Origin of the sequence: Candidatus Pelagibacter sp. Uisw_106, assembly GCF_047724975.1 — a bacterium.
Classification (GTDB): domain Bacteria; phylum Pseudomonadota; class Alphaproteobacteria; order Pelagibacterales; family Pelagibacteraceae; genus Pelagibacter.
In genome coordinates this window covers 299,617-325,702 of record NZ_CP159819.1, presented here as the reverse complement: position 1 = coordinate 325,702, position 26,086 = coordinate 299,617, and the positions used below count along the sequence as shown (strand labels likewise).

Annotated in this window: 27 protein-coding genes; 14 read left to right on the top strand and 13 right to left on the bottom strand. The window is 28.5% G+C overall.

The window, feature by feature from the left end:
• Nucleotides 1-7: 7 nt before the first annotated feature.
• From ABXT45_RS01715 to fabD, 3 genes are read right to left on the bottom strand one after another with little or no spacing between them, the layout of a single operon-like run.
• Entirely contained in the window at nucleotides 8-247 is a 240-nt protein-coding gene (locus ABXT45_RS01715; RefSeq protein ID WP_415314026.1) for an acyl carrier protein, read from the bottom strand.
• Between the two features lie 48 nt (nucleotides 248-295).
• Nucleotides 296-1,033: a 3-oxoacyl-[acyl-carrier-protein] reductase gene (fabG, locus tag ABXT45_RS01710; protein WP_415314024.1), complete on the bottom strand. Its 738-nt coding sequence runs from the start codon at nucleotides 1,031-1,033 to the stop codon at nucleotides 296-298.
• A complete protein-coding gene (gene fabD, locus ABXT45_RS01705; protein ID WP_415314022.1) occupies nucleotides 1,026-1,958 on the bottom strand; it encodes an ACP S-malonyltransferase in 933 nt (310 codons plus the stop codon). The genes fabG and fabD overlap by 8 nt, the downstream gene beginning before the upstream one ends.
• Nucleotides 1,959-2,044: 86 nt before the next feature.
• Between fabD and rpsF the strand changes: the two genes are divergently transcribed.
• The 11 genes from rpsF to ABXT45_RS01650 all read left to right on the top strand — a co-directional run bounded on the left by rpsF (nucleotide 2,045) and on the right by ABXT45_RS01650 (nucleotide 13,543).
• Nucleotides 2,045-2,410, top strand: coding sequence for a 30S ribosomal protein S6 (gene rpsF / locus ABXT45_RS01700; protein WP_006997208.1), 366 nt, complete (start codon nucleotides 2,045-2,047; stop codon nucleotides 2,408-2,410).
• 2 nt (nucleotides 2,411-2,412) lie between these two features.
• Nucleotides 2,413-2,691, top strand: coding sequence for a 30S ribosomal protein S18 (gene rpsR, locus ABXT45_RS01695; protein WP_271626478.1), 279 nt, complete (start codon nucleotides 2,413-2,415; stop codon nucleotides 2,689-2,691).
• A complete protein-coding gene (rplI, locus tag ABXT45_RS01690) occupies nucleotides 2,692-3,150 on the top strand; it encodes a 50S ribosomal protein L9 (RefSeq protein WP_006997210.1) in 459 nt (152 codons plus the stop codon).
• A gap of 67 nt (nucleotides 3,151-3,217) precedes the next feature.
• Nucleotides 3,218-4,636, top strand: a complete 1,419-nt coding sequence (locus ABXT45_RS01685; protein ID WP_415314021.1) for a replicative DNA helicase — start codon at nucleotides 3,218-3,220, stop codon at nucleotides 4,634-4,636.
• 21 nt (nucleotides 4,637-4,657) lie between these two features.
• The gene (locus ABXT45_RS01680; protein ID WP_415314020.1) at nucleotides 4,658-7,042 is read left to right on the top strand and encodes an efflux RND transporter permease subunit; all 2,385 of its coding nucleotides are present in this window, start codon (nucleotides 4,658-4,660) and stop codon (nucleotides 7,040-7,042) included.
• Between the two features lie 7 nt (nucleotides 7,043-7,049).
• Nucleotides 7,050-7,595, top strand: coding sequence for a CvpA family protein (locus ABXT45_RS01675; protein ID WP_415314018.1), 546 nt, complete (start codon nucleotides 7,050-7,052; stop codon nucleotides 7,593-7,595).
• The gene (gene purF / locus ABXT45_RS01670) at nucleotides 7,549-9,030 is read left to right on the top strand and encodes an amidophosphoribosyltransferase (RefSeq protein WP_415314017.1); all 1,482 of its coding nucleotides are present in this window, start codon (nucleotides 7,549-7,551) and stop codon (nucleotides 9,028-9,030) included. The genes ABXT45_RS01675 and purF overlap by 47 nt, the downstream gene beginning before the upstream one ends.
• Nucleotides 9,031-9,111: 81 nt before the next feature.
• Nucleotides 9,112-10,407, top strand: a complete 1,296-nt coding sequence (locus ABXT45_RS01665; protein ID WP_415314016.1) for a glutamate--cysteine ligase — start codon at nucleotides 9,112-9,114, stop codon at nucleotides 10,405-10,407.
• Entirely contained in the window at nucleotides 10,397-11,326 is a 930-nt protein-coding gene (gene gshB / locus ABXT45_RS01660; RefSeq protein WP_415314015.1) for a glutathione synthase, read from the top strand. The genes ABXT45_RS01665 and gshB overlap by 11 nt, the downstream gene beginning before the upstream one ends.
• The gene (locus ABXT45_RS01655; RefSeq protein WP_415286726.1) at nucleotides 11,323-12,183 is read left to right on the top strand and encodes a DMT family transporter; all 861 of its coding nucleotides are present in this window, start codon (nucleotides 11,323-11,325) and stop codon (nucleotides 12,181-12,183) included. Before gshB ends, ABXT45_RS01655 begins: the two co-directional genes overlap by 4 nt.
• Nucleotides 12,184-12,241: 58 nt before the next feature.
• Nucleotides 12,242-13,543 (top strand): MFS transporter, encoded by a 1,302-nt coding sequence (locus ABXT45_RS01650; protein ID WP_415314014.1) that lies wholly within the window; start codon nucleotides 12,242-12,244, stop codon nucleotides 13,541-13,543.
• On the opposite strand, the gene ABXT45_RS01645 is transcribed toward ABXT45_RS01650, so the two are convergent.
• Together ABXT45_RS01645 and ABXT45_RS01640 are read right to left on the bottom strand one after the other, a co-directional pair.
• Entirely contained in the window at nucleotides 13,540-14,721 is a 1,182-nt protein-coding gene (locus ABXT45_RS01645; protein ID WP_415314012.1) for an NAD(P)/FAD-dependent oxidoreductase, read from the bottom strand. The two genes, ABXT45_RS01650 and ABXT45_RS01645, sit on opposite strands and share 4 nt — an antisense overlap.
• Before the next feature lie 19 nt (nucleotides 14,722-14,740).
• A complete protein-coding gene (locus tag ABXT45_RS01640) occupies nucleotides 14,741-14,947 on the bottom strand; it encodes a SlyX family protein (protein WP_415314011.1) in 207 nt (68 codons plus the stop codon).
• Between the two features lie 166 nt (nucleotides 14,948-15,113).
• On the opposite strand from ABXT45_RS01640, the gene ABXT45_RS01635 reads away from it, so the two are divergent.
• The gene (locus ABXT45_RS01635; protein ID WP_415314009.1) at nucleotides 15,114-16,394 is read left to right on the top strand and encodes a glycosyltransferase family 2 protein; all 1,281 of its coding nucleotides are present in this window, start codon (nucleotides 15,114-15,116) and stop codon (nucleotides 16,392-16,394) included.
• On the opposite strand, the gene ABXT45_RS01630 is transcribed toward ABXT45_RS01635, so the two are convergent.
• Complete coding sequence (locus ABXT45_RS01630; protein WP_415314008.1) at nucleotides 16,387-17,601, bottom strand: radical SAM protein; 1,215 nt, start codon at nucleotides 17,599-17,601, stop codon at nucleotides 16,387-16,389. The two genes, ABXT45_RS01635 and ABXT45_RS01630, sit on opposite strands and share 8 nt — an antisense overlap.
• Before the next feature lie 52 nt (nucleotides 17,602-17,653).
• Nucleotides 17,654-18,934 carry a TIGR04372 family glycosyltransferase gene (locus ABXT45_RS01625; protein WP_415314006.1) on the bottom strand — a complete coding sequence of 427 codons (1,281 nt, stop codon included), beginning with the start codon at nucleotides 18,932-18,934 and terminating at the stop codon, nucleotides 17,654-17,656.
• Between the two features lie 201 nt (nucleotides 18,935-19,135).
• On the opposite strand from ABXT45_RS01625, the gene ABXT45_RS01620 reads away from it, so the two are divergent.
• Both ABXT45_RS01620 and ABXT45_RS01615 read left to right on the top strand, forming a co-directional pair.
• Entirely contained in the window at nucleotides 19,136-19,621 is a 486-nt protein-coding gene (locus ABXT45_RS01620; RefSeq protein WP_415314005.1) for a YajQ family cyclic di-GMP-binding protein, read from the top strand.
• Between the two features lie 10 nt (nucleotides 19,622-19,631).
• Complete coding sequence (locus tag ABXT45_RS01615; RefSeq protein WP_415314003.1) at nucleotides 19,632-19,859, top strand: hypothetical protein; 228 nt, start codon at nucleotides 19,632-19,634, stop codon at nucleotides 19,857-19,859.
• Here the strand turns inward: ABXT45_RS01615 and ABXT45_RS01610 are convergent.
• Genes ABXT45_RS01610 through ABXT45_RS01585 form a run of 6 tightly spaced genes read right to left on the bottom strand, consistent with a single transcriptional unit; the run spans nucleotide 19,856 to nucleotide 26,074 of the window.
• A complete protein-coding gene (locus ABXT45_RS01610; RefSeq protein ID WP_415314002.1) occupies nucleotides 19,856-20,911 on the bottom strand; it encodes a threonine aldolase family protein in 1,056 nt (351 codons plus the stop codon). The genes ABXT45_RS01615 and ABXT45_RS01610 overlap by 4 nt on opposite strands.
• A gap of 5 nt (nucleotides 20,912-20,916) precedes the next feature.
• On the bottom strand, nucleotides 20,917-22,032 hold the full coding sequence (locus ABXT45_RS01605; RefSeq protein WP_415314001.1) for a serine/threonine protein kinase: 1,116 nt from the start codon (nucleotides 22,030-22,032) through the stop codon (nucleotides 20,917-20,919).
• A gap of 7 nt (nucleotides 22,033-22,039) precedes the next feature.
• On the bottom strand, nucleotides 22,040-23,254 hold the full coding sequence (locus tag ABXT45_RS01600) for an aminopeptidase P family protein (protein WP_415313999.1): 1,215 nt from the start codon (nucleotides 23,252-23,254) through the stop codon (nucleotides 22,040-22,042).
• 5 nt (nucleotides 23,255-23,259) lie between these two features.
• The gene (locus ABXT45_RS01595) at nucleotides 23,260-24,165 is read right to left on the bottom strand and encodes a DMT family transporter (protein ID WP_415313998.1); all 906 of its coding nucleotides are present in this window, start codon (nucleotides 24,163-24,165) and stop codon (nucleotides 23,260-23,262) included.
• Between the two features lie 48 nt (nucleotides 24,166-24,213).
• Nucleotides 24,214-25,461, bottom strand: a complete 1,248-nt coding sequence (locus ABXT45_RS01590; protein ID WP_415313997.1) for a molybdopterin molybdotransferase MoeA — start codon at nucleotides 25,459-25,461, stop codon at nucleotides 24,214-24,216.
• 1 nt (nucleotide 25,462) lies between these two features.
• Nucleotides 25,463-26,074, bottom strand: coding sequence for a molybdenum cofactor guanylyltransferase (locus tag ABXT45_RS01585; protein WP_415313995.1), 612 nt, complete (start codon nucleotides 26,072-26,074; stop codon nucleotides 25,463-25,465).
• Nucleotides 26,075-26,086: the final 12 nt, after the last annotated feature.

The window sequence follows — 26,086 nt, the reverse complement described above, 5'->3', positions numbered from 1 at the left end:
TTAATTTCTAGTTTGCTTTGCCCGCTATAAAGTTAACAGCATCACCTACAGTTAGAATTTTTTCTGCTTCATTGTCTGAAATTTCTGAACCAAATTCCTCTTCGAAAGCCATTACTAACTCAACTGTATCTAAACTATCTGCTCCAAGATCATCAATGAAGCTTGAATCGTCTAATACTTTTGCTTCATCAATACCTAAGTGGTCTGCTACAATTTTTTTAACTTTGCTTGAAATATCTTCTGACATAATGTTCCTTTTTGTTATAAATCGTTATTAGTTCAAAAAGTAGTTTTGTCAACCCAAATACATGCCTCCATTAACATGTAATGTTTCTCCATTAATGTAGTCTGACTGATCTGAGCTTAAGAAATTAACTGCGTTAGCAATATCTTCAGGTTTACCCAGTCTATTAGAAGGAATTTTAGCAATTATTATTTCTTTAAATTTTTCATCTATTTGGTCTGTCATAGCAGTACTTATAAAGCCTGGGGATATGCAATTAACATTAATATTTTTTTTTGCATATTCAATTGCTAAGCTTTTTGACATTGCAACTATACCTGCTTTAGATGCAGTATAGTTTGCTTGTCCAACATTGCCAGTATGACCAACAACAGAGGTTATATTGATAATTTTTCCAGATTTATTTTTAAGCATCTTTTTAATCGAATATTTACACATTAGAAATGTAGAAGTTAAATTAATATTTATAACTTTTGACCACTCTTCTAAGCTCATTCTAATAGTTAAATTATCTTTTGTAATGCCTGCATTATTAACAATGCAATCTAAATATCCACCTAGCTCTTTGGTGGCATTTTCTATAAATTCTTCTATTTTATCATGTTGAGAAATATCAAATTTAAGTATTTTTATATTATTAAATTTTCTTTTTAACTCTTCTAGTTTTTCAATTCTTGTCCCCGTAGCTAAAATATTTGCACCATTTTGGTTTAACTTCTCAACTATTGAATTGCCAATTCCACCTGAAGCACCTGTAACTATAATATTTTTATTTTTTAAGCTACTCATTGATATTAATTAACTTTATATCCTCTTCTGAATTTATTGCACTAACTTTAACATTTTTGTCAATTCTTTTTATTAATCCTGATAAGACTTTGCCTGGTCCTATTTCAATAAACTCTGTAACACCCTTCTCAATCATTAACAAAACACTCTCACGCCAACGAACACTACTTTCAATTTGCTTAACTAGTAATTCTTTTAGTTCATTCGAATTAGATATTTCTTTTCCTGTTACATTTGAAATAAGGATGCTTTTAGGTTCATTAAAATTTAATTTTGCTATTTCTTCTTTCATCACAAGTGTTGCATTATTCATCAATTTACAATGAAACGGAGCACTAACTGGTAATTTAATATTTTTAATATTTGAAGCTTTCAAATCAACCATAATTTTCTCCAGGTCTTCAATTTTTCCACTTAAAACGATCTGACCTACAGAATTGTCATTTGCAATAAAGCATTCGTATTTATCTTTATTCTCATCAATAATTTTTTTTATTATTTCAATTTCAGAACCCAAAACTGCAACCATTCCACCCACTCCTTTTGGAACAGAGTTTTGCATCGCGTTACCTCTAATTTTTAATATTTTTAAAGTATCTGAAAATGACAATGACCCAGCTGCAGTTAATGCCGAATATTCTCCTAAAGAATGTCCTGCATAAAATTTTGCTTTATCTAAATCGATTTTAAACTCTTCTTTGATTAACCTAAATATTGAATAACTGAGCAAAAATATTGCTGGCTGTGTATTTTCAGTTAAGTCTAATTCTTCCTTAGGACCATTTAAAATAAGATTTGATAGTGAGAAACCAAGAGTATCATCTGCTTCCTTGAATAGATCTTGAACTAAGCTATATTTGGCATGTAGGTCTTTACCCATTCCTACTAATTGTGAGCCTTGACCTGGAAAAATAACAGAAAACATTTAAATATCTAAAGTTTATTATGGTTTTAAGTGTTGTAATTCAATAATTATAATAGTATATCCTCACTTTTTATTAAAGAACAATTATGAATTTATACGAACACACAATAGTTGCTAGACAAGATACTAGCCCAGCGCAAGTTAAGCAATTAACTGAAAAATATTCTAAAATAGTTGAAAAAAATGAGGGCGAAATAGTACAAACTGAAGATTGGGGTTTGTTAAATTTAGCTTACATTATTAAAAAGAATAAAAAAGGCATCTATATGCACTTTAAGATTAAAGGTCCTGGAAAAATTATTGATGAATTAGAAAAAAATGAAGCAATTGATAAAAATCTTCTAAGATATATGACAGTTAAAGTTAAAAAATTTAATTTAGAAGCTAAATATTTTTCAAAGAAAGATGAGTACGAAAAAAAAGAATATAAAAAAGAATATAATAGAGACTAATTATGCCATCAAAAAAAAGAGCAGGAAATAAAAAAAAAGGTAGTCAAAGTAATTTTGCAAAACTAAGTATTTTTCAACCTAATAAATATAAATTTAAAAAAACTTGCCCTTTATCTACTAAGGGTGCTCCAGAAGTTGATTATAAAAACATCAGATTGTTAAAAAAATATATGTCCGAAAATGGTAAAATTTTACCATCAAGAATTACAAATGTTTCACAAAAAAAACAAAGAGAGCTTTCTCTGTCTATTAAGAGAGCTAGAAATTTAGCGTTAATTTAAATGAAAGTTATCCTTTTAGAAAACTTAAGAAGAATTGGATCTATTGGAGAAATTATAGATGTTAAAAGAGGGTTTGCTAGAAATTTCTTAATATCAAATAAAAAAGCTCTTTATGCCTCAAAAGAAAATATTGCAGAAGTTGAAAAGATTAAATCTGAGCTAAGTAAAAAAGATACTGAAAAGAAAAAAGAAGCTCAAAAAATTTCTGAACAAATTAACAATAAAGAATATGAAATTAAAAAATTAAGTACTGAAAATAAAGAATTGTATGGATCAGTTAAACCAACTGAAATTTCAAAACTGATATTAGAAAATGACAAACTAGATATTAAACCTTCAATGATACAACCAATAACTGAAATTAAATCAATTGGTAAATTTAAGGTTAAAATTATTCTACACTCTGAAGTAGATTCTGAAATTACTATTAATGTAGTTACAGCTGATACTATTCAATAATTATACAATTTTTTCCCCAGCATATATTTGTTATTTTTTTAAATCTTAATTGAGATAAGATTTATTCATGGAAAATAACCTAAGCCTAGTTAAAGATACTTTTAAAGAACTTCCAAACAATATTGAAGCAGAACAGGCTGTGATTGGATCAATATTAGTTCAAAATGAAACGTTTGATGAAATAAATACTATTGTTTCTAGTGTTAACTTTTATGACCCAATGCATCAAAGTATTTTTTCAGCAATTGAAAGTCTAATTTATAAAGGGATGCTTGCAAACCCTATAACTTTAAAAAATTATTTTGAAAATGAAAAAGATGAATTAAATGTTCCTGAGTATTTAGTTAAAGTTACAAAGTTTTCTACACCTCCAAGACAAGCAATAGAATATTCAAGAATTATTTATGACATGTTTGTTAGAAGAGAGTTAATTAAGATATCTGAAAATACTATTGATGCTGCAAAACTAAATGCACTTGATGTTAATGGTCAAAATATAATTGAAAATTCAGAAAGATTATTATTTGATCTTGCTGAAAAAGGTTCTTTCAATTCATCCCTTGTTAAATTTGATGAAGCGATGAAACAAACAATTGAGATGGCTTCAGCTGCTTATCAAAATGATGAAGGAATTGTTGGTGTGCCAACAGGTTTAAGAGATTTAGATGATAGATTAGGTGGGCTTCATAATTCAGATTTAATTATTATTGCAGGAAGGCCTTCTATGGGTAAAACTGCTTTAGCAACAAATATAGCTTTTAATGCTGCTCAAAAATTACAGGAAAAAGGAAAAAAATCTGCAGTTGCTTTCTTTTCACTTGAAATGTCTTCAGAACAATTATCGACTAGAATTTTAGCAGAACAATCTAGAATTAAATCAAATGACATTAGGAGAGGAAGAATTTCTGATGAACAGTTTGATAAATTTATCGAAACATCAAAAAATATTTCCGAACTTCCTTTATATATAGATGAAACTCCAGCTATCAGTATTGCCGCTATGAGTAACAGGGCAAGACGTATTAAAAGATTGTTTGGCTTAGATTTGATTGTTGTAGACTACATTCAATTAATGAGAGGATCGGGAAACAATAGAGACGGTAGAGTTCAAGAAATTTCTGAAATCACTCAAGGCCTTAAAGCAATGGCAAAAGAACTTAAACTTCCAGTAATTGCTCTATCACAACTGTCAAGAGCAGTAGAGCAAAGAGACGATCATAAACCTCAGTTATCAGATTTAAGAGAATCTGGATCGATTGAGCAAGATGCTGACGTTGTAATGTTTGTTTATAGAGAGGCGTATTACTTAGAGAGAAAAGAACCTAGACCTGCAACAGTTGAACACGCAGAATGGCAAGCAAAAATGAATGAAGTTTCAAATCTAGCAGAACTTATTATTGGAAAACAAAGACACGGTCCAACAGGTAATGTTATGGTAGAATTTGAAGCAATGTTTACCAAATTTAAAGATACTCAAATTAACTAATATCCAATATATTGGCTGTGAATGCTGTCTCTATTTTATCAAAATATTATTTTAAAAAATCCTAAATCAATTTTTGTACTACTATTAATTACCCTTTTAAGTTTTGGATATTTTTCTAAAGATTTTAGGCTAGATGCTTCATCTGACACTCTATTAATTGAAGGAGATCCTGATCTTGAGTATTTAAAAGAGATCACTGAAAGGTATGGCTCTAAAGAATTTTTAGTCTTAACGTACTCTCCTAATGAAGGAATGATAACTGAATCTTCTATTAATAATCTTTTAAGTTTAAAATATAAAATCCAAAGTCTAGATTGGGTTCATAGTGTTATTACACTACTTGATATCCCTTTATTAAATAATTCAGAGGCACCTCTTCAAGAAAGATTAGAAAGCTTTAAAACTTTAAAAGATGAGGACGTAGATACTGAAAGAGGATTTAAAGAAATATTAAATAGTCCAGTTTTTAGAAATTTTGTAATAAGCGAAGATGGTAAAACAAGTGGCATAATTGTTTATATAAAAAAAGATGAACTAAAAAATATTCAAAATAAATCAGTTCAAGAGATTGAAGATTATAAAGACACTTTAAAAAAGAAAAATCACGAAAATATTACTCAGATAAGAGAGATCATTAAAAGCTATGAGGATGCCGGAAAAATATACCTTGGAGGTATTCCAATGATCACGGATGATATGATGTCATTTATTAAAAGTGATATTATTGTTTTTGGTCTAGGAGTTCTTTTATTTATTATTGCTACTCTATGGTTTATATTTAGAAAACTAATTTGGATTATTGTTCCAATTAGTAGTTGCTTTTTTTCAGTTTTAATTATGACAGGTCTACTTGGCCTTCTAGGCTGGAAGGTTACCGTTATATCCTCAAACTTTATTGCTTTAATGTTAATTCTAACTATGGCAATGAATATTCATATGAGTACCCGGTTTCTTCAATTAAGAGAAGATTTTCCAAATTTAGATAATTTAAAAATTATTATAATGACAACTAGTAAGATGTTTTGGCCTATTATTTATACAGTTCTTACAACTATATGCGCTTTTCTATCTTTAGTTTTTAGCGGCATTAAACCTATTATTGATTTTGGATGGATGATGACTTTAGGATTAATAACTTCTTTTATAATTACATTTACTTTACTCCCTACTCTGCTGAGCTTTATGTCAAACAACAAAGTTAAAGTTAAAGAAGATGCAGATTCTAAAATTACCTCTTTTTTTGGTAAAATTTCTATTAACCATAAAAGTATAATTTTTTTAGTAACAGGCTTGGTTGTTGCCTTAAGTGTTGTTGGAATAAGTAAGCTTGAAGTTGAAAACAGTTTTATAAACTATTTTAATAAAAATACTGAAATCTACAAAGGCATGAAACTTATTGATGAAAAACTAGGTGGTACTACACCTTTAGAGATCATATTAAAATTTCCAGAGAAAGCTATTGTGGAATCTGGTGAAGATGATGAATTTGAAAGCTGGGATGATGAAGGCAGTAAAGACAATGAAAAATATTGGTTTACAAAAGATAAAATTGAAAAAATTCAAAATGTTCATAATTATTTAGATGATCTTCCAGCAGTTGGAAAAGTTTTATCTTTTAGTTCAATTATTGAAGTTGCTACACAGTTAAACAATAACAGGCCCCTTGGAACTTTAGAAATGGGTGTTCTTTATTCAAAAATTCCAGAAAGTATAAAAAAAGATATTATAGATCCCTATGTATCTGTAAAAGACAATGAAGCTAGGATAAGTCTTAGAATTATTGACTCACAGGATGGTTTAAGAAGAAATGATTTAATAAACCAAATAAATTATGACCTTGAAAATAAACTTAATCTTAGCAAAGAAGAATTTAAACTAGCTGGTGTTTTAATACTGTTTAATAATTTGCTCCAAAGTCTTTTTAAATCTCAAATACTCACATTGGGTTTGGTTATGGTTGGAATTTTTGCAATGTTTATGATTTTATTTAGAAATTTTAAACTATCTCTTATTGGTGTTGTTCCTAATTTTATTGCAGCTTTCTTTATTTTAGGAATTATTGGTTTACTTGGAATACCCCTTGATATGATGACTATTACTATTGCTGCAATTACTATCGGAATAGCAGTAGATAATAGTATTCACTACATTTATAGATTTAAAGAAGAGTTTTTAAAAAACAAAGACTATAATAAAACACTAAAAGTTTGTCACTCAACAGTGGGTGTTGCAATACTAAATACTTCAATAACTATTGTCTTTGGTTTTTCAATTCTTGTTTTTTCTAAATTTATACCAACAATTTACTTTGGTGTGTTTACTGGTTTAGCAATGCTCCTAGCCATGATTTCAGTATTAACTTTGCTACCCTCTCTTATTTTAATAAGTAAACCATTCGGAAAATAAAGTCATTATGATTGATGCTTTAAAAGATTTTTATCAAGCAGTATCTTTAATAGACCTAATATTTCTAATCATTACAATTTTTTCAGTTATCAAGTGTTACGGTAGAGGTTTTGTTTTAAGTTTATTGTCAGCTTCAAAGTGGCTGTTGGCTTATGTTGTAACTTTACTTCTTTTTCCAAAAGCTAAACCTTATTTTAAAAACATAATTGATAGTGAGTATGTCTTGGATATTATGCTCGGCATAACTATCTTTATTTTAGTGGTCTTTATTATTCTTATTGCAAATAAAGCTATTAGTAAGACGGTAAAATTTGTCGGACTAGGAAGACTCGATTCCTTATTTGGGTTATTTTTTGGATTTATTCGAAGTTATGTAATCTGTATTTGTTTATTTTCAGCTATAGATATTGTGTATAATTATAGTAAATGGCCAATTAATACTGATAAATCATACACCTTTCCATACATAGAAAAAGGTAGTAATTATTTGCTGAAAGAGTTCCCAAATGAAAAAAACTATCAAAATTCTAAAGAAAAAATTGAAGAACTATAATCCAAAACTTAAAGAAGAATGTGGTGTATTTGGTATAAGTAATAATGATGATGCTGCTGCCCTAACTGCTTTGGGTCTTCATGCACTTCAACACAGAGGTCAAGAAGGTTGTGGGATTGTGTCATTTGATGGAGAAAAATATCATTCAGAAAAAAGATTTGGTTTGGTTGGAGATAACTTTAACAAAGAAAAAGTATTAAAAAATTTACTTGGGAAATATGCTATTGGTCATAACAGGTATAGTACTACTGGAGAAAATACCTTAAGAAATATCCAGCCATTTTTTGCAGATACTAATGCGGGCGGTATTGGTGTTGCACATAATGGAAATTTAACAAATTCTGTTACACTTAGAAATAAGTTAGTTGAAGATGGTGCAATTTTTTACACGACATCAGATACTGAAACAATTGTTCAATTAATTGCAAAATCAAAAAGAAACAATACAGTTGATAAGGTTATTGATGCAATATTTCAAATTCAAGGTGGCTACGCACTGGTTATGCTTACACAAAGTACGTTAATAGGTGTTAGGGACCCATATGGAATACGGCCTTTAATTATTGGTAAAATAAAAGACAGTTACGTTTTGGCTTCTGAAACATGCGCACTAGATATTATAGGAGCTAAGTACGTAAGAGATGTAGAGAATGGTGAAATTGTTTTAATTGAAAACAATGAGTTAAAAAGTTTTAAACCCTTCCCCACAAGAAAAGTTAGACCTTGCGTTTTTGAATATATTTATTTTGCAAGACCAGATAGTTTATTAGATGGAAAATCAGCTTATGAACATAGAAAAAATTTTGGGATAGAGCTTGCTAAAGAAAATAAAATTGATGCAGATATAGTTGTTCCTGTACCAGACTCAGGAAATGCCGCGGCACTTGGTTTTGCTCAACATTTAGGAATTAACTTTGAACTAGGTTTAATTAGAAATCATTATGTTGGAAGAACTTTTATAGAACCTAGTCAAAAGATTAGAAGTTTGGGGGTTAAATTAAAATTAAATGCTAATCAGTCTACAATTAAAGATAAAAGAATTATTTTGATAGATGACTCACTTGTCAGGGGAACAACTTCACATAAAATTGTTAAAATGCTTTATGACGCTGGCGCAAAAGAGGTTCATGTTAAAATTGCCTGTCCAGAAATTAGATATCCAGACTTTTATGGAGTGGATACACCAACTAAAAAAGAGCTACTTGCGGCAAACAAAACAAATGAAGAAATTTGTGAATATATAGGTGCTAAATCTTTAGATTTTTTATCACTTGAGGGGTTATATAGAGCTATAGGATTTGAAAAACGTAATGACACGTACCCTCAATTAACTGATCATTATTTTACAGGTGAATACCCTGTTAAGCCTATAGACGAACTGGGTGATGATAAAATTACTCAATTATCATTGCTAAGTACTGCTTCAAATAACTAAAGTAATTATTAAATAATTCTCATAAAGAAGAGCTAAACATAAAGACTTTAAAATGAACATTAAACCCTTATATGTAAGTCAATGATCACCCACAAAGAGCACATAATCAAATATTTTGAATCTGGAATTAAAGATACTAAAAATTTTAAGATTGGTATTGAGCACGAAAAGTTTTTATTTGATGAAAAAACAAACAAAAGAGTAGATTACCCTACTGTCCTTAAAATGTTTTCACTACTTAGTGAATTTGGATGGAAGACAATAATGGAAAAAGAAAATATTATTGGATTACAGAAAAAAGGGAAAAGTATTACCCTTGAGCCAGGAAATCAGATTGAGCTATCAGGTGATAAGTTAAATAATATTCATGAAGCTTGTGCTGAATCTCACGATTATTTATTTGAGTTGCAACAAGTAACAAAAAAATTAAATTTAAAAATTGTTAGTGCAGGTTTTGATCCTATCTCAAGTCTTAAAGAAGTTCCAAATAATCCAAAGCAAAGATATCAAGTAATGACTAAAGATATGCCTAATGGTGGTTCATTGAGCTTAGACATGATGTATAGAACTTGTGGTACACAACTTAATTTAGATTACGATTCTGAAAAAGATTTTATTAAAAAATTTAAGATAATAAATTCTATTGTGCCTATATCTATTGCGCTATTTGCAAATTCTTCGATAGTTGAAAAACAATACAGTGGTTATAGTTCTTATCGATCTAAAGTTTGGCAAGAGACATCAAGAGGTGGTTTGCCTGAGGTATTTTTTGATAATATGGATTTTGAAAAATATGCAGATTTTTCAATAAAATTTCCTTTATTATTTATTCAAAACGAAAAAGAATATTTATCAGGAAGCAATTATTCATTTTCAGATTTCATGAATGGAAAAATTAATGAAGTTAATAACAGGCTTCCAACTGAAGACGATTTAACTACTCACTTAAGTACAATTTTTACAGAAAATAGACTTAAGAAATATATAGAATTAAGATCAATGGACACTTGTGGTTGGGATTGTTTATGTTCAGGACCTGCTTTTAATACTGGAATTTTATATGGCAACTTAGATGAGGCTTACGAATTAATTTCTAAGTGGGATAAAAATAAAATAATTAATGCCTATCTGGAGGCACCAAAAAAGGGTTTTAATACTGAGTTAATGGGAAAAGATCTATTACATTGGTCATCATTGCTGCTTGGTATTTCAAGAGAAGGATTATTAAACAGAGATATTTTTAATAAATCTAATGATAATGAAGTGAAATTTTTAAATCATCTAGATAAACTAATTGATAATAAAACAACAAATGCTGATCATATGATAGATAAATTTTCTAAGAATGAAAATTTAAAAGATTTATATGACAAATAAGATAGTTGCAATTCAAGGTGATCATCCTTCAAAACTAAAACCTCTAACTGACACCAGTATATTCCTAGCCATTGAAGCTCAAAGGTTAAAATATAAGATTTTTTATTATGAGCCTAAAGACCTTTCAATAATCAACGATAAAGTCATAGCTAACGGATATTACATAGAGTTTAATTATTCAGATAAACGTTTTTTTCAAATATTACATCAGCAGAAACTAGAACTTGCTAAATGTAAGTATATTTTGATACGTCAAGATCCTCCTTTTAATTTAGAATACATTTCAACAACCTACATATTAGATAAGATAAAAAATAAAGTTAAAATTATTAACAATCCAACCTCTATTAGAAATATCTCTGAGAAACTATATTCAGCATCTTTTCAAAAATATATGCCAGATACAATTTTCACAAAAGATATGAATGAAATTAATAAATTTTTTTCAAAAAACAAACAAATGATTATAAAACCTATTCACAGCTTTAGCGGAAATGATATTCACTTATTTCAAAATAAGATAAATACTAAATTAATTAAAAACTTTATAAAAAAACATGGACATATTATGTGTCAAAAGTTTTTACCTAAAATTAAGTTTGGAGATAAAAGGGTTTTTATAATTAACGGTAAAGTTTGTGGTGCCATCTCTAGAGTTCCAAAGAAGGGATCTTTTTTAAGCAACATGAGTAAAGGAGCTATACCTATTTATGTGAAATTAACAAAAAAAGAAAATAAAATTTCAAATATAATTGGTAAAAATCTTAAAAAAAATGACATCTACTTTTCTGGGATTGACTTTATTGATCAAAAACTAAATGGAGATATTAACGTAACTTCTCCTACAGGATTAAAGTCTTTTTATGATCTTACAAATATTAATCTTGCAAAAGTATTTTGGAAAGGATTAAGAGCTTGAACAATTTATCTGAACAACAAAAAGGGTCTTTACTCGCATTTGTTGCAGTAATGTTTATTACACCTGATAGTTTATTTATAAGGCTCGCTAATGTTGATACTTGGGGACTTGTTTTTTATCGAGGCCTTATTCCCTTCATCACTGTATTTTTAGGAATGTTATTAATTTATAAATTAAATTTCTTTAAAATGCTATTTTCAAGTGGTTATCATGGTTTACTTTATATTGGTACTTTTTCTGTAACCAATATTACTTTTGTTGTTTCAATACAAAATACCAATGTTGCAAATACATTGGTTATGATTGCAATGGCTCCTATGCTATCTGCTATACTTGGAGCAATATTCTTAAAAGAATTACCTGATAGAAAAACATGGATTACAATATTTGTAACTTTTACAGCTGCTATTTATATATTCTACGATTCAATACAATTAGGTAATTTTTTTGGAGATATATTAGGCTTAATAACTGCCCTAGGTTTAGCTGTTGGTGCAGTTACTATTAGATCTGCAAAAGATAAAAACTTAATTCCAGCAGCTGTTGTTGGAAAGTTAATTGTAGCTATGTTTGCGCTTCTATTTATTGAAAGTTTTGCACTAGTGGGTAGTGACCTAATTATTGTTCCTTTAATGTGTGTTATGTGTGTTGCTATACCTTTTGTACTAGTCACCATAGCTCCAAGATTCATACCCGCAGCTGAAGTAAACCTATTCTTCTTATTGGAGACTATAATTGGTCCTATTTGGGTATGGCTGATTATTAAGGAACAACCTAGTCCTGAAACTATGCAAGGTGGTGCCGTTATCATCACGGCTATCGCAATCCACTCATTCATCAAATTAAAGAATTCCTGATTTTATCAAAATTAAGACTTGATTTACATTTAGATTGAAAATAAGTACGGTCAATTTTATGAATAAAGTTTTAAAGAATTCTTGGGCATTGTTTTTAGGTATGGGCTTTTTAATGATGGCCTATGGATTTCAAAGTTCACTCCTAGGTGTAAGAGCTGTTAAAGAAGAGTTCAGTCTTGCAGCAACTGGATTTATGATGTCTGGGTATTTTGTTGGATACTTTATTGGTGCCTCAACAATTCCCAATCTTATATCAAGAGTTGGTCATATCAGAGTGTTTGCAGCTTTTGCGTCCTTAGCATCTTTAATCATTTTAATTCATTCTATTTTTATTAATCCTTATGTTTGGTTTTTTTTAAGAGTTTTAACCGGAATAAGTATGGTTTGTATTTATACTGTTGCTGAAAGCTGGTTAAATGACAGGTCAACCAATAAAAATAGAGGAAGTGTTTTATCGATTTATATGGTTATTTTATATGGATCAATGGGTGTAGGAATGTTTCTATTGAACTTTAGTAGACCTGAAAATTATCAACCTTTTATATTAGTTTCAATTATTACGTCTGTTGCCCTTATACCTATTCTCTTAACTAAAAAAAAACCACCTACATTTAAAAAGATTAAAGGGATGCCTTTAAAAGAACTTTATGAAACTTCACCATTTGGAATGGTAAGTGCTCTTTTTTATGGAACAATCCAGTCAGCACTATTTACATTGTTAGCAGTATATGCAGCATCAATGAATTTTACTATTTTTCAAATATCACTTGTAACTTTTCTTTTAGCAATTTCTGGTGCTATCTCTCAATATCCTATTGGAAAGCTTTCTGACAAATACGATAGGAGAAAAGTAATAGTCATCTCAACTTTTGGCGCTTCTATTTTTGCTTTACTTGCTATTGTATCATCAGGTCAAATGTACTTACCAGGTGAACTTGCCACAAGCAAAGTGTGGTTTTTTATCTTTTTAATTTTATTTTCAATTTGTAGCTTACCAATGTTCTCTTTGATTTGTGCACACACTAATGATTATATACCAAAAGAAAAATTTGTAGCAGCTGGAGCTGGTATACAGTTTACATTTGGCTTGGGCGCTATGAGTGGTCCATTCCTTTGTTCAATATTTATGAATATTGTTGGCTCTAATGGTTTTTTTGTATTTTTACTTTTCTTTCATACTTTAATAGGTGTGTTTGGTGTCTATAGAATGAGAGTTAGACAAACAGTTGAAAACCCAGACTCTCTATTCGTTGCTATGCCTTCATCTATTACACCTGCTGGAATTGAATTAAGCCCAACAACAGAACCTATTGAAGAACCAAAAAAACCTGAAGAGGTTCAGCCAGTAACAAATCTTTAAGCATATTGGCCAGCCACATACCCAGATGACCAAGCCCATTGAAAATTATAACCACCTAAATGGCCAGTAACATCTACAACTTCTCCAATAAAAAATAATCCATGGTGCTTATTAGACATCATTGTTTTAGAAGAAATTTCTTCAGTATCAATACCTCCCAAAGTAACTTCTGCAGTTCTATAACCTTCAGTTCCAGTTGGATTTATCGCCCAAGCATTTATAGAATTGCTCAAATTGATTAATACTTTGTTGGATAATTCACATATATTTCCATTAACGTTATTTTCATTACAAATTATATGAGCTAGTCGTTTAGGAAGGATATCAGAAACTATAATACTTATATCTTGTTTAGGATTAGATATCTTTCTATCATTTAGAAATTTATCTACATCTAGTTTCGGTGATAAGTTAACCTTGATATCATCTCCCAATTTCCAATAAGAGGAGATTTGTAATATAGAGGGTCCACTCAAACCTCTATGGGTAAACAACATTCCTTCCTCAAAAAAAGTTTTTTTAAATGAAACAACTGCTTCAACAGATAAACCTGTAAGCTCTTTACATATTGCCAATATTTTTTCACTAAAAGTTAAAGGAACTAGAGCAGGTAATGTTTCAATAACTTTTAAATTAAATTTTTGAGCAATATCATAACCAAATTTACTTGCTCCAATTTTTGGAATAGATAAACCACCTGTTGCTATAATTAATGATTCACAAAAGTATTTATCACCTCCAACAACTATAAAATATTTATCACCTTGTTTGTCTATATCATCAATAGTTGTATCTATTTTTAAAATTACATTTGCCATATCACACTCTAAAAGTAACATATCTATAATTTGTTGAGCACTTTCATTACAAAAAAGTTGTCCTAATTTTTTTTCATGAAATTTAATATTATGTTTCTTTATTAAATCTATGAAATTATTTTGGGTGTATTGTTTTAAAGCAGATATTACAAATTTTGGATTATTTGAAATAAACTTATTAGGATGAGTATGTATATTTGTAAAATTACATCTTCCACCACCTGATATTCTAATTTTTTCCCCAATTTTTTTTGAATGATCAACTAAAAGTACTTTTCTTCCACGTTTGCCAGCTTCTATAGCACTCATCATGCCTGCTGCACCTGCACCTACTACAATAACGTCAAATTTTTCTGTCATGGATTATTTATAATAATGTCTAATAATGTGGAGGTTTTTTATCAATCATAACCATACCTGTTTCATCACTACTCTCTAATTCATTAATTCTTTTTTCAATATTTGAAATTTTTTTTTTTAAAACTGATACTTCTTTTTGCTGAGAATACAGTTCATCACTCATTTGGGATATTTCATTTTGAAGAAAGCTGATCTGTTCTTCTAACTTTTTAACTAGATTTTCCATATAAAGTTAATTTAAGAGACTTTTAAAATAAAACAAGAATTGGATTTTTTTGATTAAAAGTGAATTTATTAGAATTATATTATTGTATAAAATAATAAAAAATTGTCCCTTTTTTAGTTAAATGTGGTATCAAAAATTACGGTTAATTAATTTTATCATTTACAAAATGCAAAAATATTTTTTTTCAATAATAATACCTGTATTTAATTCTGAATTTTTTTTAGAGGAAGCAATTTTATCTATTATAAAACAAGATATTGATCCATTAGAAATAATTCTAATAAATGATTGTTCAAATGATAAAAGTTTAAAATTATGCAAAATTTTTAAAAAAAAATATAAAAATATTGTCATAATAAACAATAAAAAAAATATTGGGCCTGGTAAGTGCAGAAATCTAGGAATTAAAAAAGCAAAAGGTGATTATTTAATTTTTTTAGATAGTGACGATCATTTTATGAAAAATTCTCTAAAGATGATCAAAAATAAAATTATAAAAAGCAAATTTCCACAAGTAATTCTTAATAATGTTTCAAGAATTAATGATAAAAAAAATATTAATTTGAATTATTTTAAAAATCAAGTTTATAGTCAAGATGTATTTATCCAGAAATTAATCAATCATAAAATTATTTTTAATGAATGTTGGATCCTAATAATTAAGAATGATTCATTGTTAAGTAAGATAAGATTTTTAGACATAAGAGTAGCTGAAGATAATGGCTATGTTATGGATATTTTTTTTAAAATGAAAAATATTTTGATTAATAAATCACACTTGCTTACTCACGTAAGTCGATATGAAAGTTCGAAACACTTGATTGGATATAAAAGTGCTTTTTCATATTTTAAATTATTAATTAAATATTTTGATTTGATTCAAAAATCTAAAAATAACCGAACATTTATTAAATACATTAAGCATAGAATTGAAGGTACTGTTGATTATTTAAATGCTCACATCTACCTATTAAATAATAAAGATAAAAAAAAATTTTTTTTAATTAAGCAATTAAAATACCTTGATTATTATGATTTATTTGAAAATAAAAAAAATAATAAATCTGAGACAATATTAAAAAATATAAAAAATTTTAAAAAACATTTTGAATCAAGGTTAGATAAATTTTTGTTAATAAAAAAAAAAACATCTGGATATGATATCAATATTATTTGTGCAGGATTACAGGGTAAATCTGTAATAAATTATTTTAATAATAGAAAAATTAAGATAGATAAAATTATTGATGAAGATAAAAATTTTCATAACAAGTCTATTATGAATTATAACGTTCATCTTTTTAAACATTTAAAATATGATGATTTTAATAACTCTATAAATCTAATCTGTCACCAGAGTAAATACATACAAGATAAATTTATTAATAAATTTATAAGATTAAAAGTTAATTTAAAAAATATCTATTGTGTAGATGTATTTAAATAATTTTTTTATACTCTAAAGGTTTTTTTGTTTGTAATGCTGCTGGTACATTTGCAACGTTGTAATCACGTCCATTACACCAGTTACATGCTCCCAAATATTCTTTTTCAAAAACTAATGATCTAATTTTTTTTTTAATTTGAACACTGTCATTAAGTTCAATTAAATTAATAGAATCTGATGAAGTTTTTGGAATTGCATTTAAATTTTCTGCATGCGCTGAATACGGGCACAAATAAAGCTTACCATGTAAAAGTGTTAAAGTTTCATTAACACAACAATTGCCAAAAATTTCTTTTGTTAAATTAAGATCTCTTTCAAATTTTTCGATTCTGGCACAATCTTGCCATCGTGTAACATCTTCAGTTATAAATTTAATATTATTAAAACTTAAAAATTTCTCTAATTGTGGAATCTTTCTACAAATTTCTCCATAATTTGAAATTTTAAATATAATTTTATCATTTTGAAAACTTTTGGCTTTTTCTTGTTTTGGTACAATTGTCCCATTAGTGTAAATCACTAAGTTTTTGTAATTTGTATAACTTAAGATTTTTTGAATTACTTCATCTATTCTCTTGTACATAAATGGCTCTCCTCCAATAATTCGTATTTCTTGAAGAAAATCTACAGAGTTCATAAATTTATCAATTGATTTCATTAGCATATCAAAATCTTCGTCAATTGGTTTTTCGTAATACTGCATCAAATTTGAACAATCTTTGCATTTTAAAGAACATTTTTCTGTAAGAACTAAATCTAAACTATTTAATCTAAGCTTATTTTTTTCTCTAGCTGATAAAACTGCATAATTATAGAGGTCAAGCCTAATTTTACATAAATCTTTAGTCCATTCAGTTTCTACATTACTCAAGTCTAATTCATTAAATAAAAAATCTGAGTCATAATAATTTTTTATATTCAGGGCTTCCAACTGTCTTTTAAAAAATCTAAAATTTAATGAACATATTAATATAGGATATTTATAATTTGAACCATTTAATTTTTCAGGAGACACAACATCATAATTTTTAAATTTCTTATTTTGATTTTTCTTATTGTTATCAACAAAACAAATTATTTTAATTTTTTTTTGTTTAAGACTTTCAATAGCAAGTATTCCAAGGTTCCCTGTACCAAAAACAATTACTCCATTCTTGAATTCATTATTAAAGTCTATTTGTGATACATTATTATATTTGTAAATCATAAAAAATTTATTATATATTAATAAATAGAAATTTTAACACATTTCTTGCATTTTAGTCGAGCCACCAATGGTTTTTATCTAAAAAATTATGTGAAATCAAAAATTTTGATTCTTTTGGGTGCCAAAGTCCATCTATAGGGTTTGATTTTGGCAATTTTTTAAATAGTTCAAAAAATTTTTTTTCCAATTCTTTCGAATGATTTGTTTCAATATAACTATTGTTTTCTCTTAAAGCCATTTCTTCCACTACAGTCCTTAAATTTTCTGAATTTATTTCTTCAAGATCTATATTTTCTACTTTTTTTCCATCCTGGAATATAAATCCTAACTTTCTATCTATAATTTCATTCATACTAAGTCTTTTTTTTGTTTTTTTATCTACCAAATGCCTGTAACCAACAAGATGATTTTCTGTGCTACTTTTAGTATCCATTATGGGGCAAACACATGGAAAAACTAATTTTTTTCTAAATGTGGAGGTGATACAATCTATTCCTGACATTGTTGTAATAGTAAAAGAACACATTGCTTGTAAGAAAATATCCATGAAATCATCAACATATTCTGTTAAAGGATAATCAATAAAATTTTTATCATATAAATTCATTTCTTTTTCGACAATGTTTCCTATTCTTATTACTTTATAACCGTTATTTATTAAATATTGCGTTGAAGAAATAAAATAGTTAATGTCAATGTTTCTGTGGTCATGATATGACCAATCATTATTTGAATAATTTTTTCTTAAATATTTACTGTCTCTTGAATATAAGCACACATATTTATCATCTCTATTGATTCCCATTTCTTTCAATATGGAAAAACCTTTATTAATTTGTTTTGAAGTAAATTCAAATTGTGGATTAGTTCTTTGTAAAAAACTATATATATCTCTATTTAACCATGGCGGTTTTGGTGTAACTGTTAAATCTTTTTTATATCTTCCAACTGTATGTATGTCTTGACTATCAATAATTCTATCAAAGAATCTATTAATCTTATCAACTGGATGCATTATGAATCTAGGTAATATAATTATCTCTTTTTTTAATAACTTTAAGAAAAATTTATTACACACATACGTGTTCACATAAAAAATATCTAAGTGAGTTTGTTTTGGAGTAAATAATTTTTCATTTTTTGCGCATAAATAATAATCCAAATCTTCTACAAAATGTCCTATTCTGGTACTTTTAATATATGAATATCTTATAAGAATAAATGGCTTAAGAATTCTTATAACAATTACAAAAAGCAGAGAAAGAGGAAAAAAAACTGCTGCCAAAAAATATTCAATAATTTTTTTTCTTTTTTGAATTATTTTTTTTAACATTGGGAATCTTTCATATAATTTTTATTGAGGAATTTAACTTATCATAATTTTATTAAAAAAATGGAGTAATTTTTAGGGAGCCTTAATAGAATATACAATAATATAGGTGTATTCAAATAAGCTCATACGCATGTAGAGAAATTAAAAATTTTACTTATTTGTCTTGTTCAATTATAAATATTAGAATAAATATACATTAACATGCCTTCATTTGATGTGATCAGTAAAATTAGTTATCCAGAATTTGATAATGCTCTTGCAAACTGCCTAAGAGAAATTAGTAATCGATTTGACTTTAAAGGACTTGATATTTTAATTGAAAGAAAAGATAAGATTATCACCACATTAGCACCCGATTCATTAAAATTAAAACAAGTAAATGAATTATTACAAGTCCATCTTATAAGGCGAAAAGTAGATCCAAGAGTGATAGCAATTAAAAATTCAGAAAATGCTGCAGGTTCATCGATTAGACAAGTTAGTGAACTAGAAGAAGGTATTAGTCAAGAAAATGCAAAAAAAATTATTGCTGAAATAAAAAAACTAAAACTTAAAATTCAGATTAAAATTCAAGGAGAAGAGTTACGAGCTGAAGGAAAAAAAAGAGACGACCTTCAAGAAGCAATGTCAGCAATAAGTGCTATTGATATTGGTCTCCCGATAGAATTTGTAAACTTTAGAGATTAAATTTAGTTTAATGACCAAAGAAAACGCAAGTAAACTGTGGACTTTGATACAGGAAGCCGGTCTTTATTTACTAGGTCAGTTACCTAGTCATCCAAATCACCCTAAGGGAAGAAATCCCTACGCCCACGTTGCTATCTGTGTCAAAGAGAAGTTTGGCAACTCATATAAAGATATTCCTGATGAAAAGTTTGATGAGGTTTTAAAATATATTGAATTTCTTAAAGAAAATCCAAACTAGTTTTTTTGAGAAATTGTTTCTAAAAGTTGATCAACATCACTCTCTTTAGTATTCCAAGCAGCAACAAGTCTTACTGCTTTTCCATCAAGTTCTTCTTGATTCATTTTATAACCTTCTGAATTAAGGTGCTCAATGATAGGCTTTGGAAATTTTGCAAATACTTCATTGGCATCTGTTGGATAAGCTAATTCAATGTTCTGATTAGCGTCTAATCCTTCACTTAATTTTTTTCCCATTAAATTTGCATGTTTTGCATTTCTTAACCAAACATCATTTGAAATATAAGCTTCTAATTGAGCTGAAACAAAACGCATTTTTGAAAGTAGATGCCCTGATCTTTTCATTAAGAAAGGAAGATTGCCTACTAATTCTGGTTTAAAAAATATAATTGCTTCTGCTGCAATACATCCATTTTTAGTTGCACCAAAAGACAAAACATCTACTCCTGACTTCCATGTCATTTCAGCAGGAGTTGCATCAAGTGCCACTAAAGCGTTAGCAAACCTTGCCCCATCCATATGCATTTTTAAATTATGTTTATGAGTAGTTTCAGATATGGCTGCAATTTCATCTAACTGATAAACTTCGCCTGTTTCACATAATTGAGTAATACTCACTACAGAAGGCTGTGTGTGGTGTACGATACCAACTCCTCCAATATTTTCAGATAACTCTTCTGGTGTAAATTTTCCATTAATTCCATTTAAAGGTACAAGTTTTGCACCTCCCGTATAAAATTCAGGAGCTCCACATTCATCTGTATTGATATGTGAATATTTGTGACAATAAATACTTCCAAAAACTGGTGTCATTGCTGATAAAGCTAAAGCATTAGCAGCTGTACCTGATGCAGTTGGATAAACAATCACATCTTTTTCAAAAATTTCAGAAAACTTATTTTGTAAGTTCGTTGACCACTCATCATTACCATATGGAGTACTGTCTCCTTCATTAGCTTTAATAATTGCATCTAAAACTTCAGGACATGCACCCGCTACATTATCAGAGGCAAATTTAACTCTCTCTCTTTTTGTTTTAATTTTAGACGTCATAAATATTATTGCTTTGGAAAATAATCTTTTAACTCACCTTCACGGTAAACATCTGCTGTACAACAATGAAGGCCTCCTCCAAATGCATAAGCATCTCTCATTTCAACTGGTATTACTTCCATTCCTAATTTATTTAATTGTTCAGCTTGATAAACTTCACTTTTTTCAACACAAACAGTTTTTGGATCTAATACTAGAACGTTCATTGAAAGCCAAGTTGAAGAATAACATAATGGTGGTGGCTCATTGTGTGCTGGTTGTGCAGAATCTATTATTTCCCATCCGTTGTTTTCAAATAATTTTCTTTGTTCTTTTGGAAGTTTTCTTTGAGGGTTGTTGATAATTAAACCTTCTTTGATTGGTGTAAATGTTGCATCGATATGAATTGGGTATGGGTCACCTGGAAAATTAACAGCATGAACTCTATGATCTTTGTAATGTCTTTTAAGCCAATCAATCCCTTTAAGATTTGTTGTAAAACCATGTTGAACTACTAAATCTTTACCAAATCTTAAAACATCTGCTGCATCAAATAAGGGTTCCTCTTCAGTTGTTACAAAAAACTTATCTTCAGTCCATTCTAATCTTTTTTGAATTCCAATTTTATCAGATAAATAATCTTTTCTGTAATCTGCATCAGTTAATCTTGGTTTAGGAGCAGCTTCGTGCTTCATATTAGGATCTTCATCATAATATTTTTTTAATAAAGGCCTGTAACACAAATATTCAAACCATCTACATCTATAACTCATAGTAGCTTCTAATATTTCACTTCCAACTGTTAACAAAACATCTCTAGGCGGCATACATCCAAACATTGTTTCTGCTTCCCAGTCGGGTGTTGATGTTTTTTTACTAAAATCTATTGGATCTGGTCTATCTACTTTTATACCTCTTTTAATTAACATATTTGAAAAGTCGTCTAACAACTGATTTGCTTTATCAACTGTATCTTTTGTTCTTGGTCCAAACTGACCTCGCATATCTGAGTCTTCTGGAACCTTGGCATCTAATGCTGGTTCTGGAGCTGGTATACAAGTACCGTCAGCCCTACCAACAATTACATGTTTTAAAGGATCCCACTCATTCCAACTATTAACTATAGTTTTTTTTTCACTCATAAATTTATTATTTGATAATATTATGTTCTGGACCAAAAGGAAACTTAGTAATATTTTCTGCATTATCTTTTCCTATAACTAAGATATCATGTTCTCTATATCCACCAGCTCCTGGTTTTCCATCAGGTATCATGATCATTGGCTCCATAGAAACAACCATGTTTTCTTCTAATACAGTGTCTATATCTTCACGAAGTTCTAATCCTGCTTCTCTTCCATAAAAATGAGAAAGTACTCCAAAAGAATGTCCATAACCAAATGTTCGGTAATGAAGATAACCGAGCTCTGCAAAGAGCTCATTTAGCTCATGACAAATAGCAGAACATTTTACACCTGGTTTAATTAACTCTAATCCTCTTTTATGAACTTTAACATTTGCTTCCCATGCTTTTAAAGAGGCATCATCAATTTTATCTACAAAAAGAGTTCTCTCTAGAGCAGTGTAGTATCCTGAAATCATAGGAAAGGTATTTAAAGAAAGAATATCTCCTGATTTTAGTTTTCTATTCGTTTTTGGGTTATGTGCACCATCTGTATTTAGTCCTGATTGAAACCAAACCCAAGTATCCATATATTCTGCATCAGGGTAAGTTTTGGCAATTTCACGCTCCATTCTATCTCTACCTGCTATTGCGATTTCAAGTTCACTTTCTCCAATTTTAATATTCTTTACAATCTCTTCACCACCAAGATCAGCAATTCTTGCACCATTTTTAATAATTTCTATTTCCTCAGCAGATTTAATCATTCTAAGCTGCATTAAATCTTTTGAAACATCACTGAAAACTGAAAAAGTAAAAATAGACGTGAGTTTTTCTTTAACATCTAGGGTTACATGATCATTTTCAATGCCAATATTCTTAGGAGGTTCATCTCTTCCAATAATAGCAACTATTGCTTTTAAAAAATTATCTCTTTTCCAATCAGTATAAATTACATTATCACTATGTGATCTCCGCCAGGGTTGACTTGCATCTATGTTTGCTGAAATTGTAGAAATTTTATTAGCTGTTACAACGCAACCATAAGGTCTACCAAAAGAACAATAAATAAACCCCGTATAGTAAGCAATGTTGTGCATTGAGGTTAAAATAACCATATCTAGATTATTTTTACTCATTGTAGCTCTTAAATTAGTTAATCGTCTTTGATATTCTTGATCTGTGAAAGGTAGTTTAGCCTTCTCACCATTTTTTAAATTAAAAAAATCTGGTCTTTCCATTATAATTAATTTAGAGCAATAAATCTTCTATTAGTTTTAATTGTAAGACTATAATAAATGATAGACATAAAAAGGAAGAAGCCTCCTATTATCGTATTAGTCGACGGTATTTCATTAATTCCTAAAATTGGAATCCATACCCAGAAAATTCCACCTATAACTTCAGTTAGTGAAAGTAAGGTAAGCTCTGCTGCCGGTATAGCTTTTGATCCAATAGAATATAAAATTAAACCCATACAAACTAACGTTCCATGTATAGAAAATAATGCTCCATTATAACTTGAGGACAGGAAAACCATATCATTAGTTAAAATAACTATTGTTGCGACCACAAAACAAAAAAGACCAGCAAAAGCTACAGTTGTAAATTTTGGAGTTTCTTTTTTCCATCTTAAGGTAACTGAAAAGACAGAAAACCCTATAGAGGAAGTCATTCCAAAAATAAGCCCTAATAAAGAATTTTTTTCTGTATTACCCAAGGCTATTATTATTATTCCAATTGTAGCAATTATAATAGCTACCCACACATTTAATGAAATTTTTTCTTTTAAAAATAAAAAACCTAGTAAGGCTGTAAAAAAAGGCATGGCAGCCAAGCAAAGCAAAGTAACAGCAGCACTGGTATTTGTAATGGAATAAATGAAGGTTATCATTGCAATACCTAGTCCAGTTCCACCAATGATACCCGAAATTCCAATTTTTAAATAATTCTTATAAAAATCTTTTCCTTCTTCAAAAAAAAGATAAAGATTTAAAACTAAAAAGATTGTTAGACCTCTTGCAAAAATATATTGCCATGGAACTAAATTGGGTTGATCCATGTATCTTACAACTAAAGGTCCAAAGGACCATATAAGACCCGCTAATAAAACTACTGGAATTGCAATTTTTTCATTTTTTAGCTCAATCATAATTTGATATTTAATGGTAATTATTTAGCACTACAATAAAAATGAGGTCTATTTAAAGATATTAATATTTGAGCCAATGGGAGAGTAACAATCAATTAGCTCCCCTTTTTTGAATATAGATTGTCCATCTTTGAATAGACCCCATACATTTGACACTACAAATGATTTAATTCTGAAAGATTCTTGACCTTTTAAAACCTGTAATTCTATTTTTCCATCATTAGTTGAAGTTAATTTTGCTTTTAAAAATCTAATAATCTTTTTACTCTTAAAATAACCATTTTTTAATTTAGCTTTAAATGGTTTTTCAGCCTTAACCCCTAGAATATTAAGCAGATAAGGGTAAACAAAAAACCTAAAGCAGGCAGATGAAGAAATAGGATTACCAGGCAACCCAAAAATAGCTTTTTCAGTTTTCTTAAATTTTGCAAACAATACTGGTTTACCAGGCCTAATCGAGACACCTTTAAAAAAATTAGATAAACTAAATTGTTTAATTATATATGGAACAAAATCATGTTTACCAGCAGATACAGCACCAGACGTAATTATAATATCTATTTTAGATTTAAAACTTTTTTCAATTTTTTTTTGAAAAAGTTTAGCATCCTTATCCCTTAAAATTCCACCATCTATAAAATTAAATAAAAAATTATTAGATAAGGATTTTATATAATGACTATTAGAGTTTCTAACTTTCCAATTAACAATATCCCTATCATTAGAAATTTCATTTCCTGTAGAAAAAAATAAAATATTAGGCTTCTTTTTAACTTTAATATTTACTATGCCTAATGTTTTAAAAGCTAATATGTGAGAAGGTTGAATTATGGTTCCTTTTTTAATTATTAAATCTCTTTTTTTATAATCTGATCCAGCATATCTGATGTGCTGGTTATTTTTTATTTTTTCATTAATTAAGATAAATTTTTTATTTTTATTAAAAACAATTTTTTCTATTGGAATTATAGTATCAAAATTTTTAGGTATAAGTGCACCTGTCATTACTTCGACAGCTTCGAGCTTATTTATTTTTTTTAATGAAGGATTATCTCCCGCAGATATAGTCTTTAAAATTTTAAAGTTTTGTGAATTATTTTTATTTAATTTTCTTGTTTCTTTTGAGTTAATAGCAAAACCATCAAATGCAGCATTAGTTCCTGCTGGATAATTTACAGTTGAGTAGATATCTAATGTATTAACCCTATTTAATGACTTTGATGAGTTAATAATTTCATCTTTAATCTTTATCTTTGATTTTATTAAGATTTTTTTAGCTTCTTTATAATTAATCATTTTAATTCTTTTTTAGTATTTTTTTTGCTTCTTCTAAATCTTCTTTAGTATTTATATTAAAAAAAGGATCAAATTTTTTAGGCTCAATATCAATTGTTTTTACCCCTATTTTATTTGCCCAGTCCTCTACTTTTCTAAAATTATTATTAATCAAATCATTTTCAAGTGGTTTTAATAACTCAATTGACCATAAGCCAAAAATATTGTGCCTTTTGTTGTTTGACTTAACAAAATACAACAAGCTATCTTTTAGTTTAATTTTTTTTTGGTATTCATCAATAATTGATGTTTCAAAAAAAGGTGTGTCTGATGGAAATGTTGCAATCCACTGATATGATTTTTGATTATCTTTAACCCATTTCATTGCACTCAGAACTCCTGCTAATGGTCCAAAGTCATCAAAACAATCAGGGATTATTGTTACATTTTTTATCTTTTTTGTATCTAAGCTGTGACTTGAGACAATAAGTATCTCCTCATATCTATTACTAATTTTTAATAAAACGTGCTCTAATAATGTTTTATCGCCAAGTTTTGTCTGGTTTTTATCCTCACCAAATCTCTTTGACTTTCCACCGGCTAGCACAACAGCTAAAATATTGTTATCTTCCATAAATCAAAATAT